Annotated in this window: 3 protein-coding genes; all 3 read left to right on the top strand. The window is 41.8% G+C overall.

Annotated features, from left to right (window positions below; genetic code table 11):
- Positions 1-19 precede the first annotated feature (19 nt).
- The 3 genes from H5115_RS04520 to H5115_RS04510 are packed head-to-tail and all read left to right on the top strand — an operon-like array spanning position 20 to position 19,501.
- Complete coding sequence (locus tag H5115_RS04520; RefSeq protein WP_220487172.1) at positions 20-16,078, top strand: Ig-like domain-containing protein; 16,059 nt, start codon at positions 20-22, stop codon at positions 16,076-16,078.
- Complete coding sequence (locus H5115_RS04515; RefSeq protein WP_182753869.1) at positions 16,075-18,201, top strand: ATP-binding cassette domain-containing protein; 2,127 nt, start codon at positions 16,075-16,077, stop codon at positions 18,199-18,201. The genes H5115_RS04520 and H5115_RS04515 overlap by 4 nt, the downstream gene beginning before the upstream one ends.
- The gene (locus H5115_RS04510) at positions 18,194-19,501 is read left to right on the top strand and encodes an HlyD family type I secretion periplasmic adaptor subunit (protein ID WP_182753867.1); all 1,308 of its coding nucleotides are present in this window, start codon (positions 18,194-18,196) and stop codon (positions 19,499-19,501) included. Before H5115_RS04515 ends, H5115_RS04510 begins: the two co-directional genes overlap by 8 nt.
- The last annotated feature ends 3 nt before the right edge of the window (positions 19,502-19,504 follow it).

The raw sequence follows: 19,504 nt of genomic DNA, 5'->3' as shown, positions 1-19,504 counted from the left end.
TCCTATTAATGCAAGCGCATTGAATGATGGCACATTAACCGCCACAGCCAGCGTATCTGATAAGGCAGGTAACCCTGTAACAGCGCAAGATTCAGTTGAATTAGATAACACCGCTGTCATCACTACCAGCATTGATAAAACCGACGACGGTGTTATTAACGGCAATGGCGAAAGCGCTGCAATTGTTGTTCGCGGTACGGTTACTGATGTTGAAAATGGCCAAACGGTTACCGTTACAATTAATGATGGTGTTAACTCACCAGTCACCACTACAGCAACGGTTACTAACGGTGAATATGTAACAGATCCAATTGATGCAAGCGGGTTGAACGACGGCACATTAACCGCTACCGCGATTACATCAGATGTGGCAGGTAACCCTGTAACAGCACAAGATACGGTTGAGCTTGATAATACAACGTCACTTTCTATTAATATTGATAAAACCGAAGATGGTGTTATTAACGGAAATGGTGAAAGTGCCGCAATAGTGGTGAGTGGTTTAGTTGACGACGTTGAAGATGGGCAAGTTGTTACCATAACAATAAGTGATGGTGTTAACGAGCCTATAGAAGTTTTTGCAACTGTTACAAATGGCAAGTATGTAACAGAATCAATTGATGCAAGTGGATTGAATGATGGCACTTTAACAGCTACCGCAACGGTGTCAGATAAGGCCGGTAACCCGCTAAGCGCAAAGGATACTGTAGATCTCGATAACACCGCAGCAATTACAACCAGCATTGATAAAACAGCCGATAGCGTAATTAACGGCAACGGTGAAAGCGAAGCTATCGTTGTACGCGGTACAGTTACCGATGTTGAAGATGGCCAAACGGTTACGGTAAGCATTAGCGATGGGGTTAACCCAGCAGTAACCATAACTGCAACAGTGACTAACGGCAAATACGTAACAGATCCTATTAATGCAAGCGCATTGAATGATGGCACATTAACCGCCACAGCCAGCGTATCTGATAAGGCAGGTAACCCTGTAACAGCGCAAGATTCAGTTGAATTAGATAACACCGCTGTCATCACTACCAGCATTGATAAAACCGACGACGGTGTTATTAATGGTAATGGCGAAAGCGCCGCAATGGTTGTGCGTGGAACAGTTACCGATGTTGAAGATGGCCAAACGGTTACGGTAAGCATTAGCGATGGCGTTAACCCAGCAGTAACTACAACTGCAACAGTGACCAACGGCGAATACGTAACAGATCCTATTAATGCAAGCGCATTGAATGATGGTACATTAACCGCCACAGCTAGCGTATCGGATGAGGCAGGCAACCCAGTAAGCGCACAAGATTCAGTTGAATTAGACAAGCTAGCAGAAATTGATATTGCACTGTCTGATGACGATCAAGTAATTAATAGCTTAGAGCAAACGAGTGTTGTGTTAACGGGTAATACTGTAGATGTAGAGCAAGGGCGAGAAGTTACATTAATACTTACTGACAGCAATAGTGTGTCTAAAGTAATAACTGCTATCGTTAGCGATAATGGCACATGGGAAGTTACTACTGATCAAATTGCTGATCTAGCCGAAGGTCAAATTAACGCTGTTGTAACCGTTACTGATTCAGCTGGGAACCCTGCAAACTCAGAGCTTACTTTTACAAAAGATACACTAAGCAGCGTAACTTTAAATATTGCACAAACAGACGATGGCGTAATTAATGGCAGTACCGAAAGCTCGCAAATAACCATTACAGGTGATGTAGAAAACATTGAAAACGGCCAAGCTATTAGCGTATTAGTATCTGATGGGGTTAACCCAGATATAGAGCTAAATGGCACAGTAGTTGATGGTCAGTATAGTTTTGAAAATGTAGATATATCGAGCTTAAATAACGGCACAATTACAGCTACGGCCACTGTTTTAGACTTAGCAGGTAATACAGCCACAGCAAACGAGACTGTTTTATTAGATCAGCTTGCAAGTGTAACCGTAGATATTAACGACACCGATGACAACGTAATCAATGGCAACTCAGAAAACACAGTTGTTAGCATTACAGGTGATGTAACTAATATTGAAAACGGTCAAACAGTCTCGGTAGTTGTGAGCGATGGCATAAATACTGAAACATTTACCGCTGAAGTAATTAACGGCGCTTATACAATTACAGATGCCGATGTATCAGCTTTAAACGATGGTACATTAACCGCAACGACTACTGTAACCGATGTAGCAGGTAATACTGCTACAAGTAAAGACACAGCTGAGCACGATAAGCTGGCAAGTACCACAATAGAAGTCGCTGAAAACGATGATATAGTGAATGCAGCCGAGCAAAGTAACGTAGTTATAAATGGAACAGTTACAGACATTGAAGCAACACGCGAAGTAACGGTTACGTTTAGTGACGGCACCAACTCAGTTACTGCAAAAGTTGATGTAGATAGCGATGGCAATTGGCAAATAAACCCAAGTGACATAAGCACACTTACCGATGGCGAAATTGCAGTAAGCGTAAGCGTATTTGATAACGCAGGCAACGAAGCTGTAAATAGCACTACATTTAATAAAGATACACAAGCAACTACATCGTTAGAACTTGCCGATAACGTAATTAATGCAGCAGAAGACGAAGCTGTAGCGCTTAGCGGAAAAGTAGATGATGTAGAGTCAACTAATAACGTAACCGTTACCTTTACAGATAAAAACGGAAAAACAGAAGTAATAGAAAATATTACTCTTGATGCCGACGGTAATTGGTCTGTAACTGCTGCAGATATTAGCAAGTTAGCTGATGGCGCTATAACAGCAAGTGTCAGCGTATTTGATAACGCAGGTAACGAAGCCGTTAATAGTGCAGAATTTATAAAAGATACCCAAGCAACAACTACATTAGAGCTTGCTGATACGCTTATTAACGCAGCTGAAGATGAAGCTGTAGCACTTAGTGGTAAAGTTGATGATGTAGAGTCTACTAATAATGTAACGGTTACCTTTACAGATGAAAATGGAAAAACAGAAGTAATAGAAAACATTACTCTAGATACCGACGGTAATTGGTCTGTTACCGCTGCAAATATTAGCGAATTAGCCGATGGCGACATTACAGCAAGTGTAAGCGTGTTTGACAACGCAGGTAACGTAGCAATAAATAGCGCAACATTAGTTAAAGATACCCAGGCCACAATAGACGTAAATGTAGGTGATGACGCTTTTATTAATGCGCAAGAGCAAGCAACAGCTAAAGTTGGCGGCACAATTAGTGATGTAGAGCCAGGACAAGAAGTTGATATTGTACTGAAAGACAATAATGGCGATGAGTTGTTTACCGCTACAACCACCGTAGATGCGCAAGGTAACTGGGAGCTTAATAGCTCTATTTTACGTTTCTTGTCTGACGGGGATTACACGGTAGATGTAAGCACGCAAGATATAGCGGGTAATCCAGCAACAAGCACCCTCAACTTTACAAAAGACACCCAAGCCAGTACAACACTAGTGCTTGAAGACTCAGTAATAAATGCAGCCGAGGACGACGCGGTAAGCGTAAGCGGTGTGGTTGATGATGTAGAGTCAACAAACAGCATAACTGTTACCTTTACAGATAAAGACGGTGAAAAAGTAACCGTTGATAATGTAACCATAAATGACGATGGCACATGGGAAGTAAGTGACGAAGATATAAGCTCACTTGCTGATGGAGACGTAACAGTAAGTGTTAGCGTATTTGATAACGCTGGCAATGAAGCGGTAAATACCGCAACGCTAACTAAAGACACCAACGCCAATGTAACCGTTGAAATACAAGATACAGCCGATAACGTTATTAACGGCAACAGCGAAAGCTCAGCTGTCACAATTACAGGCACAGCGGTTGGTGTAGAGGATGGTCGTACGGTAACAGTAACAGTAACCGATGGCACAACAACTGAAACCTTTACTGCAATAGTGACTGGCGAAGCGTATACAATTTCAGATAAAGATTTATCAGCCTTTAACGATGGTGAAATTACAGCCACAGCTACGCTAAGCGACTTAGCTGGCAATACAGCAACTAGCCAAGATACAGCAATTATTGACCAAACAGCCGTTACCAGTATTATTGCAGCAACCGGTGACGACAACGTTATTAATAGCGCAGAGCAATCAAGCGTGGTAGTGAACGGTGTAATAGAAGAAGCCGATTCAAACCAAACCGCGACAGTCACCTTTACAGACAGCAATAACAAAACAATTGTTGTTACTGGCGTATCAATTAACGCAGCGGGTGAGTGGGTTATTGATGCAACAGACATAACAACGCTTGCCGATGGTGAAATTACAGCAAGCGTTAGCGCATTAGACGTTGAGGGCAATTTAGCCACAAACGCAGCCAACTTTACCAAAGACACCAACGCCAATGTAACCGTTGAAATACAAGATACAGCCGATAACGTTATAAACGGTAACAGCGAAAGCTCAGCTGTAACAATTACAGGCACAGCGGTTGGTGTAGAGGATGGTCGTACGGTAACAGTAACAGTAACCGATGGCACAACAACTGAAACCTTTACTGCAATAGTGTCTGGCGAAGCGTATACAATTTCAGATAAAGATTTATCAGCCTTTGACGATGGTGAAATTAAAGCCACAGCCACGCTAAGCGACTTAGCTGGCAATACAGCAACCAGCCAAGATACCGCAATTATTGATCAAACAGCAGCTACTACCATTGCAATAGCTGCGGGCGATGACGTAGTTAATAGTGATGAGCAAAACAATGTAGTCGTAAGCGGTGTGATTGATGAAGCCGATGCAAATCAAACAGCCACCGTGGTATTTACCGATAAAGACGGTAAAAAAGTAACAGTTGAAAACGTCGCTATTAACGCAGGTGGACAATGGCAAGTTGGTGCAGCAGACATAACAGGGCTTGCCGATGGTGAAATTACAGCAAGCGTTAGCGCATTAGACGTTGAGGGCAATTTAGCCACAAACGAAACCACCTTCACCAAAGACACCACAGCTACTGTAACAGTCGATATTAACGATACAGACGACAACGTAATAAATGGCAATGACGAAAACACCAATGTTGAAATTACAGGTACCACAACCGGTGTTGAAGACGACCAAAAAGTAACGGTTGTAGTAACAGATGAAGCCGGTAATGAGCGCAGCTTTGAGGCCACAGTTACCAATAATACTTACACAATTATCGGTGCAAACTTATCAGGCCTTAACGATGGCGAATTAATCGCCACAGCTACGGTAAGTGATTTGGCAGGTAATACAGCAACCGATACAGACACCGCCATTCAGGATAAAACAGCGGTAACCAGCATTGATGTTGCAACAGGCGATGACGCCGTTATTAATACCGTAGAGCAAAGTAATGTAGTTGTAAGCGGTGTAATAGAAGAGGCTGATGCTAACCAAACAGCCACTGTGGTATTTACCGATGTGAACGGTAAAAAAGTCATAGTTGAAGACGTGGCGATTAATAGCACAGGTGAGTGGGTTATTGATGCAGAAGACATATCAGGCCTTGCTGATGGTGAAATTACAGCAAGTGTTAGCGCATTAGACGTTGAGGGCAATTTAGCCACAAACGAAACCAGCTTTACTAAAGACACCGCAGCTACTGTAACAATCGATATAAACGATACAGACGACAACGTAATAAATGGCAATGGTGAAAATACAAACGTTGAAATTACAGGAACCACAACGGGTGTTGAAGACAACCAAACAGTAACAGTTGTAGTAAAAGATACAGCCGGTAACGAGCGCAGCTTTGAAGCCACAGTTACAAATAATGCTTACACAATTACAGATGCAGACTTATCGGGTCTTAATGATGGCACATTAACCGCCACAGCCACCGTAAGTGATGTAGCCGGTAACATAGCCACTAATACAGATACAGCTATACACGACAAAACAGCAGCTACTACCATTGCAATGGCAGCGGGTGATGACGTAGTAAATGCAAGCGAGCAAACAAATGTTATTGTGAGTGGTCAGGTTACTGATATAGAGCCGACTAATACAGCAACAGTTACTTTTACTGATAAAAATGGCATACCGGTTACTATAAACAACGTCACAATTAATGACGATGGCAGTTGGGAAGTTAGTAGCGCAGATGTTAATACGCTTGCCGATGGTACTATTACTGCGACTGTTAGTGTACTCGACAATGCGGGTAACCAAGCTACAAATAGCACCACCTTCGAAAAAGACACCCAAGCTTCTATTTCTATACCAGGTGAAAATAACGATTTATTAATTAACAATGCAGAAAAATCGGCTGTAGTTATTAATGGTCAAAGCGCAAATATAGAAGAGGGAAAAATCGTTAATGTTACGGTGTCTGATGGTACTAAAACAGTAACAGGGCAAGCGATTATTTTAGCTGATGGTACATGGCAAAGTAACTCACTCGATTTGACATCCCTTGATGAAGGGGCATTGACTGTTACAGCAACAACCGCAGATACCGCAGGCAACACTGCCAATGCAGATCTTAACATTGTTAAAGATACACAAAGTGCTGTTACGGTAAATGTGGGCGATAATGCTGTTATTAACAATGCTGAGCAAAGCACTGCGAAAGTAGCAGGCACAGTAAACGATGTAGAAGCCAACCAAAGCGTAGCAATTACTATTAAAGACAGTAGCGGCAATACTGTATTTAATGGCACTGCAAGTGTAGATGATGCTGGCAACTGGGAATTAGATAGCAGTATTTTAAATGCACTGTCTGATGGCGACTACACAGTAGATGTAAGCACGCAAGATATAGCGGGTAACGTAGCAACAAGCACGCTAGATTTTACAAAAGACACCCAAGCAAGCACCACTTTAGTGTTGGATGATACTGTAATAAACGCAGCCGAGGACGAAGCGGTAAGCGTAAGCGGTGTGGTTGATGATGTAGAGTCAACGAATAGCATAACCGTTACCTTTACAGATAAAAACGGCACAAAAGTAACCGTTGATAATGTAACCATAAATGACGATGGCAGCTGGGAAGTAAATGACGAAGACATTAGTTCACTTGCAGATGGCAACATAACTGTAAGTGTTAGCGTATTTGATAACGCAGGTAATGAAGCGGTTAATACTGCCAATCTAACAAAAGATACGGTTGCTAATGTCACGGTTGATATTGTTGATACAGACGATAGCGTAATAAATGGTAGTGGTGAAAACACAAACGTAACCATAAACGGCACCGCCGTTGGTGTTGAAGATGGCCAAACGGTTACCGTAGTAGTCAGTGATGGCACAAACAGTGAAACTTTCACCGCACTCGTTACTGATGAAGCGTACACAATCACAGGTGCAGACGTATCAGAGCTTAACGATGGCACATTAACCGCCATAGCCACGGTAAGTGATGTCGCAGGCAATACAGCAACCGATACAGACACCGCCATTCACGATAAAACAGCCGTAACCAGCATTGATGTTGCAACAGGTGACGACACTGTTATTAATACCGCAGAGCAAAGTGATGTAGTTGTAAGCGGTATAATAGAAGAGGCTGATGCTAACGAAACAGCCACTGTAGTATTTACCGATGTGAACGGAGATAAAGTCACGGTTGAAAACGTCGCGATTAATAGCGCCGGTGAGTGGACAATTAATGCCACTGATATTTCAGGCCTTGCTGATGGTGAAATTACAGCCAGTGTGAGCGCACTGGATGTTGAAGGCAATTTAGCCACAAATGAAACCAGCTTTACCAAAGACACTACAGTTGCAATAACAGTTGATATCAACGATACAAACGATGGCGTAATTAACGGCAATGATGAAAACGTAAACGTTGAAATTACAGGGACCACAACGGGTGTCGAAGACAACCAAACGGTAACAGTGGTAGTAACAGATGAAGCCGGTAATGAGCGCAGCTTTGAAGCCACAGTTACCAATAATACTTACACAATTACCGGTGCAAACTTATCAGGTCTTAACGATGGCGAATTAACCGCCACAGCCACAGTCAGTGATAAAGCTGGTAATACAGCAATCGATACAGACACCGCCATTCACGATAAAACAGCCGTAACCAGCATTGATGTTGCAACAGGCGATGACGCCGTTATTAATACCGCAGAGCAAGGTACTGTAGTTGTAAGCGGTATAATAGAAGAGGCTGATGCTAACCAAACAGCCACTGTAGTATTTACCGATGTGAACGGAGATAAAGTCACGGTTGAAAACGTCGCGATTAATTCAGCCGGTGAGTGGGCAATAAATGCCACTAATATTTCAGGCCTTGCTGATGGTGAAATTACAGCCAGTGTGAGCGCACTGGATGTTGAAGGTAATTTAGCCACAAACGAAACCACCTTTACAAAAGACACTACCATTAATATTGATATTGATACTGGTGAAAGCGGCATCAACAGCAGAGCCTTTAAAGCGGGTGAAGTAACCACGCTAAACGGTACAACTGATGCAGAACCTGGGTCTACAGTCACGCTCACTATTTTTGATGGTACCAACAGTGAAGTAGTGACTGCTGCTGTCGCAAATGGTGGAACTTGGAACGTTAACGGTATAGATGTGTCTGCACTTGATGGTGAGCAGCAGTGGACTATTACAGCGGCCGTTACAGACTCTGCAGGTAATACCGCGCAAGACAGCACGCCAATACTCGATGCGCTGGATAGCCAAACATTAAACGAAAGTAATACTGCAAGTGACGGCACAAGCTCAGCGACTAGTTCAATAGAAATAGATAACGCAGACCTTACATTAAGTACAAATCAATCTGGTCTTGAAGGCTTAACGGTAGACGGCAGCCCTGTTTCGGTTATCTTAGCAAACGATGGTTTATCTTTAGAGGTAAAAGACTCGCAAGGTAACTTAGTGTTAAGTGTTGCGCTTGCAGGTGGTGAACTGATTACCACGCTACATGCACCTATTGATCACGAAAGTGAAAGCTTACTGACTGATATTTTTGTTGATGCATTACAAACAGATGCTGATGGCACAACCGAATTAGTAGTTGTACCAACAGCCGTTACTATTACCGACTCTGCCCCTCAAAGTAGTGACGACAGCTTTACAGTAACAGAAGCCGACACCGATACGGGTAGAGAATCAACAGGTAGTTTAGTCACAAACGACAGTGTAGTAGAGGGCGCACCAACCGTTACAAGCGTTACATTTAATGGCACTGACTATGATGATATAACAGCCGATACACCAGCAATAATAGTAACCGATGAAGGCACATTAACGGTTAACAGCGATGGCACATGGAGCTTTAACGCGCTTGATAACCGTGACTCAAACCCTTCACCACAGTTTACGATTGAATACACAATAGAGGATCGCGACGGTGTAGGCAGCTCAACCAGTACAGCCACATTTATAGTACAAGATGGCAGTGCAGCAAGTTTTGTCGATCAAGAGGTTACTTATACAGAAAGTGATTATGGCGTTACTACAACAAATAACAAATTCTTTGATGTTGTGGCAGGCTCTGATGCATTAGTTGCCGATTCAATCACCTTTGACAACACAATTGCAAACTTAAATGCACTAAACCTAACAAGCTCAGGTAATGCTATTACTTTCGTGATAAGTGAAGACGGCAAAACAATTACGGGTTCTGCAAATGGTAACGAAGTAATTAGCTTTAGCGTAAGTGCAACGCAAGATGCCAATGGCAAAGATTTAGATGCTAGGGTTCAAACAACAATAAGCTTACCGCTTGATAACTTGAATGGAGAGAATATTGATTTTGCGCTTTCTCTTAATGGTGAGGATAGTGATGGTACGGTAATAAGCGGTGCGGGTAACGTAACCATAACCGTTAAAGATGGCGGCGGGCCTCAGCTTGAAGATACCTCAGAAACACCTATTAGTATTGACGAAATTGGCTTAGACCCTGCTAATAACACCACAGTATCTCAGCAAGGTACCGTGAGCACAACAGTTGGCAGTGACACAATTACATCGCTAGCATTCTCTAGTGATTCACAACCAAATTTAACTGCCGGTGGTGTAGCGCTTGTATACACTTTAAGTGATGATGGAAGAACAATAACGGCAAATACTGGCGAAGGTACAGAAACAATTTTTGTAGCGACTTTACCCGACATTAATGGCACGAGTAGTCAAAACTTAACATACGAGTTTACGCTTTATCGTCCATTTGACAACACAACAGAAGGTACCGGCGTACCATTGCAAGTCGAAGTGATCGATAATGATGGGGACAGTAATACTACCACATTAAACATTACCGTTAATGATGGCGGCGCTGAGCATACTCAAAATGATATTGGTTTAACTGTTTCTGAAATACCTAACAGCGTGGCAGACAATGACGAAGATGGAGATGGCCAAGCAAATACTGATACTGATACTTCATTTACAGTAACAGCTGGACTTGATGATGTAGTGGACATGCAAGTTAGTATTACTGATGGGGCAGCGGTACTTGATAGTAATGGTAATCAGCTAACGCAAACCACACTCGATGAAAACGGCAATGCTGTAACTACAAATATTATTTGGAAAGTGAATAGTGATGGCACTGCACAAGGTATTTTAGAAGACACTTCAACCGAGGTCTTTAAAGTTACTTTACCAGATGTGAATGTTGATGCACAAACCTCTGCCACCTATGCTATTTCATTCGAAATAACAGGTGCAATAGATCACACAGGTGATACCACCGATGCACCGCAAATAGTGATTCCAGTATACACAGAAGATACCGATGGTTCACAAGTTACAAGTAATGTTACGGTGACATTAAACGACGGTACAGACCCTGTAATAGCTAACTCAGGTGCAAGTGTAGATGAGGCAAACCTCAGAGATAATGACTCAATAACAACAACGGGGCAAATTACAGTAACGCAAGGCTCTGATGAAGTTGTAGAAATTAAGCTTGTAGATGACTTTATATCAACCTTTAACGACGAAGGTTACGTTACTGCGGATGGAAATAATGCAATTACCATAAGTGATAAAAACGCTGATGGCTGGTATATCGCTACAGCAAATGGTGAAGATGTTTTACGCGTTAAATTTAATCCTGATGGCTCTTATACTTATGAGCAATTTACAGCAATTGAACACCCGAATGGTGATGGAACAAATACCCAAAATATCAGCTTTGCTGTAACTGCGGTTGATGCTGATGGCGATACTAATAACGCAGCAGTGACTATTTCAATAACAGATGATACACCAACAATTGATGCAAACCCTGTTGAGGTTAATTTAGTTGAAGGGCAAAGCACTACTATTGATTTATTAGATACAAGCAGCAATGACTTTGTAGGCAATGATAATAACCCAGGCGCTGATGGTGCCAAACTGTCTTCATTTACTTACGGTGGTACTGAGTATACTGTGTTTAATTCAGGCAATGATGCAAACGGTAGTTACAAAGAAGTGGCTCTGCAAGATGAAACCGGTAATGATACTCAAGGTACATTAAGAGTTTATGAAAGCGGTAAAGTAGTATTTGATACATCAGCATTTGATCAAACAGCAAGTGTTGATTTTAATGAGCAGATTACTTACAACGTCATTGATAACGATGGTGATGAAGTGACAGGTTCAATTATTGAATTGACTACGAGTGATGCTGAAGGTTCGATGAGCGTAACAGCACAAAATATCCGTGAAGATGCGACTGATGATAGTGGCATTATAAACTCAGCGCGTAGTCAAATCACAATTAGTATTGAGCGTGGAGACATAGATCAAAACGAAACAGTGAGTGAAATTAGAATAGAAGTTGCCTCATTACAAGGTGGTGAACTTTATCTCGATAACGTTTTAGCAACGGATAACGCCAACGTTTCGATTGTCGATGGCTACTATGTATTTACTGGCGATACGATTACGACTAACCCAGCCGGCACAGTGACAATAAGCGACTTATTTTTTCAACCCGCGCAAAATAGTTCAGATGAAACCCAATCTGTAACTGTAAACATAGAGGCAACGATCGGCATTGGCAGTAACTCTAGAGAGCTATCGGCTAGTGATACTATTGCCGTAGAGTCAGTGGCCGACACTCCTGATTGGGATGACACTAACAACTACAGTTACACAACCGCAGAAGATACCGAAGCTGCTATTAATATTGGGGCTACACTGCAAGATACAGATGGCTCAGAAACACTCACTTATATAATTGATAATATACAAGAGGGCTTAATTGTTACTGCCGATGGCCGTACGCTATCAAACGGTGATGAAATAACCGCAGCAGAGGCACAAAGCTTGACTGTAGTTGGTGAAGAGCATGTAGCGGGCACGTTTACTTTTGATATTACTGCTGTAGCAACAGAAGCTGAAAACAACGATAGTGCATCAGCAAGCACGCAAACGGTAACGGTTGAAATAACCCCTGTTGCTGATGAGCCTCGCTTATTTGTGCGTAACCAAACCGTAGATGAAGATGCGCTCACCCCTGCTATAGACTTATTTAGTGGTTTACTGGTTGACCAAGACGGCTCCGAAACGCTTAGTTTTGAAGTTATATTGCCAGAAGGTTTTGAGCTGGTAGACGAAAATGGAGTTGCATTAGCTCAATATACAGATGGCATTTGGCTTGTAAGTGATGCGCAGCTGCAAGCAGGGAACATATTCTTAAAACAAAAAGAAGATGCCAGCCGTGCAACCGACGCTACCTTCGATATTACGGTTACAGCCATAGCAACAGAAACCAGCACGGGTGAAGAAGCACGTACAGAGCCAGATACTTTACAACTTACGGTTATAGGTAAAATAGACCCTCCAGAGCTAGATGAAGAAAGCAGTAATGATAACTGGGCATTTGCAGAGGTAGATGAAAACAACTTTACGCTGCAAAATACCCAAGGCACAGAAGATACTAACCTACGTTTAGACTTTTTGATTGTGACTTCTGATTTGGATCAATCTGAGGCAATTAGTTTAGTTATTTCTGACTTACCAGACTCGGTAATGCTAGTTGATGTAAACGGCGACCCTGCTAGTTTACCAATTGTTGGCACTGATGCTAATGGCAAGCCAATGTACAGCTTAACGGCCGCAGAGATGGAAAATTACTATTTAGCGCCTATTGATGACTTTAGTGGTGAAGTTAATTTTAATATTAAAGTAGTCCCGACAGAGGCTGATGGTGATACTGCTGATTACAACATTGCTGTAACTACAAACTTTAATCCAACAATCGACAATAATACGCAAAGCCTAGCAACAACGTCTGAGGGTAATGAAGATACACGTATTGCGCTCAATTTTAATCCAGATTTAATCGACAGCGACGGGTCAGAAACAATAACAGGTGCTGTAATTACAGGCATACCTGCAAACACCACCTTGTACGTTGATGGCAGCGAAGTGAGCGTAGATAGCGGGTTTGATTTAGCTGATTTAATCAATGACGAATACCCAACGCTTGAAGATGTTTTAGCCAGCGATAGAGTGCGTTTACTGCCTGATGAGGATTTCTCTGGCACGCTTACTGTTGATGTGCTTTACACTGTGACAGATACGTCTAATGTAGGCAGTGTGAGCGAAGATATTAGTAGTCAAGTTACAGTCACTGTTAATGGCCAGGTTGATACCCAAAGTAGTGCCGAGCGCGATAACAGTGGTGCTGTTACCCGTCTTGAAGCAACGGATGACACAATAACCAGCTCAAGCAGAACACTGAGCCTATCGGGGGCTGTTAGCTTTACAGAAGAAGATGTTGATGGCTCTGAGGTTATTACTCATATAGAAATAATACTCCCTGATGGCGTAAATATAGAGGTGATTCATCCAAATGGTGCGTACCCAGATGGCTCTGGCCGTTGGATAATACCTATTGATGCAGGTACAAGTGACTCAGTAACAGACGTAATTAATGACTTACTTGCTGATGTGACCTTAGAAGCACAAAATTCTACAGGTGATATAGATGTTACTGTTAAAGCACGCGTAGCCGATGGCAGTCATGCAGTATTACTAAGTGACAACTTTACGGTTAACTTTACTGTTGAAGGAGATGGCAGTACGTCGGAGGCTTCTGAGGTAGGGCAGTTACAAATTTCGGTGGTTGATGCAGTAGAAGATGAAGCAGTTGATTTTACAGGGCATATTAATACCAGTTTAACTGACGATGAAAACGATACCGTTACTGTTTATATAAGTGCAGATAACTTACCTGAAGGTCTTATTATTGAAGGTGATGGTGTTATCGCAATTCCAGGTGATGACGGTGAAGTTGCTGAGTATATTATTCCTGAAGGATCACTTGGTAATTTAAGTTTTACCAGTGCAGGTAATGACTATTCAGGGCAGTTAATTATTCCGGTAACGATCATTGCGGTAGATGATGATAGTGGCGATGAATATATTGATGACACGCAATCTTTAGAAATAGATGTAACCCCAGTCGCAGATGGTGGTGAGTTTAGCGCTGCTATTAGCAAGATTAAGGAAGATAACCGCACCACAGCACTTGGCTTAACATTAGCTTTAACCGATTTAAACCAAGTAGATGATGAGTCAAACCCAGAGCAAAATGGCGGGGTTGAAGAAGTTGATTTTTCTCAGCCAATTACTATTACCTTACCAGATGGCGTTGGATTGTATGACCCTGATAATATGTTTATCGATAACGGCGATAACACATATACATATAACGGTACAGAGGCAGAGTTTGCTGCTGCACTAGCAAGTATTGGGGTTGAGCCAATTGAAGACCAATCTGGTACTGATATAGACATTCAAATAACGGCAACCATTGTTGATACCGCACAATTGAGTACCGGTACCGCCACAGATACAACGCAAGTTACTAATACAATTAGTATTGCAGTGGAGGCAGTGACTGACGAAGCAGTATTAACAGTAGCAGATGCACAAGGTAGCGAAGATGCTGACATAGCGTTAACAGGCCTAAGTGCACTTTTAAAAGATGATGACGGTTCAGAAACTATTTCAATTACTATCTCGGGCGTACCAAAAGATGCCGTACTAAAAGATGCTGATGGTAATTTACTAGTTAATAACGGTAAAGATGGTGGCACATTCAATGGTGAAGACACCACAAGTTGGACCGTTACTGCTGAGCAATTAGCAGGTTTAATCATTGTGCCGCCGCTTGATTTTAGTGGTGAATTTGAATTAACCCTAAATGCGCTAACCCAAGATGAATCACCGGGTGAAATAGTACAGACCTCAGCCTCGTTTATGGTTGTTGTAAACCCAGAAGCCGATGCACTGGATTTTTCTAAGCAGCCGTTTGAAAGCTACGATGGACAAGAAGATGACACCTTGACTATTGACCTAGAAGCATTTAGTGAAGAGGCGGATGGCACGGAGACAATTCAGTTAACGGTAAATATAGCCGCTGATTCAGATGATTCAGTCTTGCAGTTTGTAGACGGTAAAGCGTTTATAACAGTAGGAAGTGAAACTGTGTACTTTACCAGCGATGGTAATGGGGGCTTTAGTGCAACAATTACCAGTGGCAGTAACTCAATTGAAAACTTTGACTTTAATGCCGGTGGCCTTGCGTTTGGTACATTAAACATGAGTGTTGATGTTGCAACTGTTGATAGCGCACAAATTAATGGTGAAACGGTAACAAGTTTGGGTGAGGCACAATCATCAGAATTTATTATTGAGTTAGAACCTCAAGCTGATGCGCCTGTATGGACAGCTGCAAATGATGTTACAAGTAATACAACCAATAATATCGCGCTAAACCTAGATGTAGATTTACAAAACCCTGCAACAGATGAAACTGGCTATATTGAAATTATCGGCTTACCTGATGGATACAGCTTTAATGTTGGAGAAAAAGTCGGCGATACATGGACTGTTGATATTACTGATATTGAAAATCTTGAAATAGTTGATGGCGCTGCTGGTGATAGTTTTAACTTAACGTTAACTGCATTTTCAACGCTTAACGGTGAAACACAAGAGGCTTCGCCTGAGGTAGTAAATGTAACTATTTCTGATTCGGCTACAGCTAGCTCAGCGCGTACCGCAAGTGCGAGCGGTGACAGTGGGCCTGATTATAGCGATATGTCTGGCAGTGGTAACACAGCACATGATGAGACGATTGCAAGTATGACCAGCGGCGATCAAAACGTATGAAGTTAATCCTAAACCGAGAACAAATATTAGCACTTGGTAAGCATATTGCCGATGCCTTGCATTTACGCCATCAAAGCGACAACTTATTACTTGGTTTGCCAAGTAATGAGTTTTCGGCGCATCATTTAGAGCAAGCATTAAGTAATATTAATGTGAGTGCGCAGCAGCAAACTACGCCAAAGCATTATGCTTATCCTGCTTTGGTACTTGATAAGGAAGGCTATTTTTGGTTTTTTGAAAATGATGGTAAAAGTACTTTTAGCTCACTTGATGAAGCAAAACCTAAACAATTAAGTGATATTGATATAGAGCTTATTTGGTATTTGTCACACGAGAATGTAACCGATGATCGCTCAGAAAAACTTCATACTCGTATTCCTAATTGGCTAAAGCCTGCATGGGATCAAGTAAAACCATTTTATAACTCGCTGTTATTGGCATCACTAACCGTAAATTTATTAGCCTTAGTAGTGCCGTTATTTACTATGAACGTATACGACCGTGTAGTGCCTAATGCTGCGTTGGATACATTATGGGTACTTGCAACCGGTGCAACAATTGCTATTGTGTTTGATTGGCTTTTGAAACAAGCACGAGGGCATCTGACTGATGCCGCAGGTAGGCAAATAGATTTACGTATTAGTAGTATGCTATACGCTAAAGTATTAGGTATGCGCCTTGAGCAACGTCCAGCCTCTGCAGGTGCTTATGCAAAACAAGTACAAGATTTTGACAGCGTACGTGAGTTTATAACTTCAGCGACGCTTGTATCGGTAATTGATTTACCTTTTACATTATTATTTTTAGCGCTTATTTTTTGGCTTGGTGGCCTTATTGTACTTATTCCCGTTGCGGTACTGACCGTTATTATTATAACCAGCATTATATTACAAGCAAAACTGAGTGAAAGTGTTGAGCAGGCCTCTAAATTGTCAACCCAGCGCCAAGCTTATTTAATCGAAAATTTAAACCAGCTGGTTGAATTAAAACAGATGAATGGCCAAGCAAGCGCGCAGCAAAAGCTTGAGCAAACACTCGCACAAATGGTCGATTGGCAAAATAAGTCCCGTCACAGTGCAACAACGCTCACACATACCGTGGCAAGCCTCAGTCAATTTACTAGTATCGGGTTAATCGTATTTGGTGTGTACTTAATAAGCAATGGCGACATTAGCATGGGCGCATTGATTGCTATTGTCATGTTAAGTGGTCGTGCATCGGGGTCTATATCTTCGTTGGCTGGGCTTGTTTTAAAGTACAAGCAAACTCAAACAGCTATTGAGTCCGTTAAAAATATAATGGCATTAGAGCAAGAGCAGCAAAGCGGCGAAAGTACAATTTATGCTCCTTTAAATGGCAATATTACAGCTCGTTATTTAAGTTTTCAGTACCATGAACAAGAGCTTGAAGCTATTCATAATATTAACTTTGATATCAAAAAAGGCGAAAAAATAGGTTTGTACGGCCGCGCTGGGTCGGGTAAATCAACATTACTAGCTATCATTGCTGGTCAGTACAGAGCAACCTCAGGACAGCTTTTAATAGACGATATAGATATAAAGCATTGGTCCTTAAGTGCGTTACGTAGACAAAGTGGTTGGGTAGCACAAAGTCCAAGCCTATTTTATGGCTCCGTGCTTGAAAATATCACGTTAGGTGCGCAAAACATTAACCCTGCAGATCTCACTAATGCGCTTGTTCAATCTGGTGTGAGCCGCTTTATTGACCGTTTAGAGTCTGGACTTGAAACACAAGTGGGGGAATTTGGCCGACTTTTATCGGGCGGACAACGCCAAGCAGTGTGTATTGCACGTTCGCTTCTACAAAGTAATAACGCCTTACTTCTGTTAGATGAGCCTTCGTCAGCAATGGACGAAGGGCACGAAAAACTATTAATAAAAACCCTAAGAGAGCGCACCGAAACCGTGATTATTTCTAGTCATCGTAAAGAAATGCTCTCAATTTGCGACAGAATTTTTGTTATAGATCATGGCCGATTAAGAAGTATAGAGACCCCTAAATCATTATTTAGCGAAAGAGTAGCGGGCGGCGTAAAACTGGTGAGTAAAAAAGTGACTAGAGTAAGTAACGCTAATATTGGAGCAGGTTTAAATAATGGCTGATTTGTATATGGGGCAGCTAAAAGCTGCTAAACAAGCTAAGAGGTTGGTTATTATAGTTTTTGTATTGTTTCTTACTGTGGTTTTGTGGGCTAAATTTGCTAAGCTGGAGGAAGTTGTTGTAGGCCAAGGCTCTGTTATACCAGTACAACGAGTTCAAACTATAGAAAATCTTGATGGTGGTATTTTAAAGGAAGTTTTAGTAAGTGAAGGGCAAATTGTAGAAGTAGGTGACCCACTTTTACTAATTGATGAGACCCGCTTTGCGGCTGCTTATGCTGAATCTAGCCAAGAAAAAGGCTCATTATTGGCTAGGCGAAACCGTTTAGTAACTGAATTGAAAAGCGTTACTTTAAATGAAGAGAGTAGCTTTGGCGCTAATATAGAACGCCTTGAAATACCGAGAGAAGGTATTACCGTAGATGTGTATAAGCAGGCATACAATACATATACTTCGAGACTTACACAGCTTGAGTCTCAGCTACAGCAACGCACGCAAAACTTACTACAGCAGGAGCAAGCCAGTGTAGAGCAACGTGCAAATATATCTGCGCTTAAGCAAAGGTTAAAGCTCACAACAAGGGAAGTACAGTTAACTCAAGGTGCCGTTGATGCCGGAGCTGTTGCCGAAATGGAGTTAGTTAAATTGCAACGAGACGAAATTGGCATGCAAGGTGAGCTAAACCAAGCTAATGCACTATTACAGCAATTAAAAGCGGCAAAAAGTCAGGTAAGAGAAGAGCGAAAAGCGATTGTATTTGATTATTTGGCGGATACACAAAATCAATTAGATGAAGTGAGTAACGAGCTTGCTAAAATTCAACAAAGTAGTAAGTCACTCGAAGATAGACTTATTAAAGCACAAGTTAGATCGCCAGTACGGGGTACGGTAAAAAATATTGTATCACGCTCTATTGGCAGTGTTATAGACCCTGGTGAGGTGATGATGGAAATTGTCCCTCAAAACGATTTGCTTTTAATTGATACCAAAATTCAACCAAAAGATATCGGCTTTATTAGAGTGGGCATGGCTGCTAAAGTTAAGTTTACTGCCTATGACTTTGTAATATACGGTGGACTTGAAGGTGAAGTTACTTACATTGGTGCAGATGCTCAGTATTTAGAAGATGGAACTGCTTACTATCAGGCTTATATTAAAACAACAATAAGCCAAATAGCAGAGCAAGCAATAATCCCAGGTATGCAAACACAAGTGGATGTTATTACTGGGAAAAAAACTGTTTTAGATTATTGGCTAAAACCTTTGCTTAGAGCAAAAGCCAATGCAATGCGTGAACCATAATAT

Origin of the sequence: Pseudoalteromonas sp. SR44-2 (assembly GCF_014163745.1) — a bacterium.
GTDB lineage: Bacteria > Pseudomonadota > Gammaproteobacteria > Enterobacterales > Alteromonadaceae > Pseudoalteromonas > Pseudoalteromonas distincta.
The sequence above is the reverse complement of the archived record's forward strand: the minus strand, read 5'-3'. Positions and strand labels throughout refer to the sequence as shown.